Below are 2500 nucleotides of genomic sequence, written 5' to 3'. Positions count from 1 at the left end.
CCGACCGTTCTGAGCCCACCATCGCGCGCCTCCGTTACTCTTTAGGAGGCGACCGCCCCAGTCAAACTACCCACCATACATTGTCCCGGACCCGGATAACGGGCCGCGGTTAGACATCCATAGTGATAAGGGTGGTATTTCAAGGGTGGCTCCACCTGAGCTGGCGCCCAGGCTTCAAAGCCTACCACCTATCCTACACATGCCACTACGAATGCCAATGTAAAGCTATAGTAAAGGTGCACGGGGTCTTTCCGTCTAACCGCAGGAACCCCGCATCTTCACGGGGAATTCAATTTCACTGAGTCTATGCTGGAGACAGCGGGGAAGTCGTTACGCCATTCGTGCAGGTCGGAACTTACCCGACAAGGAATTTCGCTACCTTAGGACCGTTATAGTTACGGCCGCCGTTTACTGGGGCTTCGATTCAGAGCTTGCACCCCTCCTCTTAACCTTCCAGCACCGGGCAGGCGTCAGACCCTATACGTCGCCTTGCGGCTTCGCAGAGCCCTGTGTTTTTGATAAACAGTCGCTACCCCCTGGTCTGTGCCACCCTCCTCCACTTGCGTAGAAAAGGGTCACGCTTCTTCCGAAGTTACGCGTGCAATTTGCCGAGTTCCTTCAGCATAGTTCTCTCAAGCGCCTTGGTATACTCTACCTGACCACCAGTGTCGGTTTCGGGTACGGTCTATAAGGAGGAGCTATTTCCTGGAACCACTCCGCTGCCCGTTCAATCCGATAAGATTGGACAACTTGTGTGATCCGTCACTACCTCCAGGCCCACGAATATTAACGTGGTTCCCATCGACTACGCGTTTCCGCCTCGTCTTAGGGGCCGGCTAACCCTGCTCAGATTAACTTTAAGCAGGAACCCTTGGTCTTTCGGCGGGGGAGTCTCTCACTCCCCTTACGTTACTCATGTCAGCATTCGCACTTCTGATACCTCCACCGCCCCTCACGGGTACGGCTTCATCAGCTTACAGAACGCTCCGCTACCGCTCGTGATTGCTCACGAACCCTAAGCTTCGGTGTATGGCTTTAGCCCCGTTACATTTTCGGCGCAAAGACCCTTATTTAGACCAGTGAGCTGTTACGCTTTCTTTAAATGATGGCTGCTTCTAAGCCAACATCCTGGTTGTTTTGGGATCCTCACATCCTTTCCCACTTAGCCATAACTTGGGGACCTTAGCTGTAGGTCAGGGTTGTTTCCCTTTTCACGACGGACGTTAGCACCCGCCGTGTGTCTGCCGACTAGTACTCCCAGGTATTCGGAGTTTGGTTAGGTTTGGTAATCCGGTGAGGACCCCTAGCCCATCCAGTGCTCTACCCCCTGGGGTATTCGGTCGACGCTCTACCTAAATAGATTTCGCGGAGAACCAGCTATTTCCGAGTTTGATTGGCCTTTCACCCCTAGCCACAAGTCATCCCGAACTATTGCAACAGTTATGGGTTCGGCCCTCCAGTAAGTGTTACCTTACCTTCAGCCTGCTCATGGCTAGATCACTCGGTTTCGGGTCTAATGCGACGAACTGAACGCCCTGTTCAGACTCGCTTTCGCTGCGCCTACACCTACCGGTTTAAGCTTGCTCGTCACACTAAGTCGCTGACCCATTATHCAAAAGGTACGTGGTCACCCTTGCGGGCTCCCACTGTTTGTAGGCAATCGGTTTCAGGTACTCTTTCACTCCCCTTGTCGGGGTGCTTTTCACCTTTCCCTCACGGTACTAGTTCGCTATCGGTCATGCACGAGTACTTAGGCTTGGAAGGTGGTCCTCCCAATTTCAGACAGGATTTCACGTGTCCCGCCTTACTCGAGGACGATTGATCGCATTACGCGTACGGGGCTGTCACCCGCTATGGCCCTACTTTCCAGAAGGTTCCGCTTGTCTCTCAATCGCCACTGGCCTGGTCCGGGTTCGCTCGCCACTACTTCCGGAGTCTCGGTTGATGTCCTTTCCTACGGGTACTTAGATGTTTCAGTTCCCCGCGTTCGCCACTTTATCCCTATGGATTCAGGATAAGTTACCTATTAGCGATACTTGGAAACCACAGATGCAGGTCGGCCTTGTCGACCAATCGGCATCTCTGATTTTCCAAGTACCTTAGGTGGGTTTCCCCATTCGGAGATCTACGGATCAAAGGGTATTCGCACCTCCCCGTAGCTTATCGCAGCGTATCACGTCCTTCATCGCCTGTGCATGCCAAGGCATCCACCAATTGCCCTTAAGACACTTGATCGTTCTCATTGCCAATACCCATCATCGCGCGATCCCGCAGGGATCGTCGCTTCAGCCTCGCCCTTGCAGGATTGGCTAAGCGCGATCTCGCAGAGATCGGCGCACAAGCGCGATCTCGCAGAGATCGTCGCCTTGAGCCAAACCTTGTGCGGGGCTTAGCTCGAATGGAATTGGCACAAAAAGACCAGCTTCTCGAGATCCGTTCGAGGGCGCGGTTAGGCAAACCCATCATATGCTGGAGATTGAGCGTCTCCAGCGACAAATCA

At 53.6% G+C, this 2500-nt stretch carries 1 rRNA gene (only partly in view); it reads right to left on the bottom strand.

Features of this window, described 5'->3' with window-relative positions:
• Positions 1-2235, bottom strand: a 23S ribosomal RNA gene (locus LCM4577_RS27095); it reaches 578 nt to the left of the window's first position.
• Positions 2236-2500 lie beyond the last annotated feature (265 nt).

The sequence above is a fragment of the Mesorhizobium sp. LCM 4577 genome, from assembly GCF_001854795.2.
Classification (GTDB): Bacteria; Pseudomonadota; Alphaproteobacteria; order Rhizobiales; family Rhizobiaceae; genus Mesorhizobium; species Mesorhizobium plurifarium.
The sequence above is the reverse complement of the archived record's forward strand: the minus strand, read 5'-3'. Positions and strand labels throughout refer to the sequence as shown.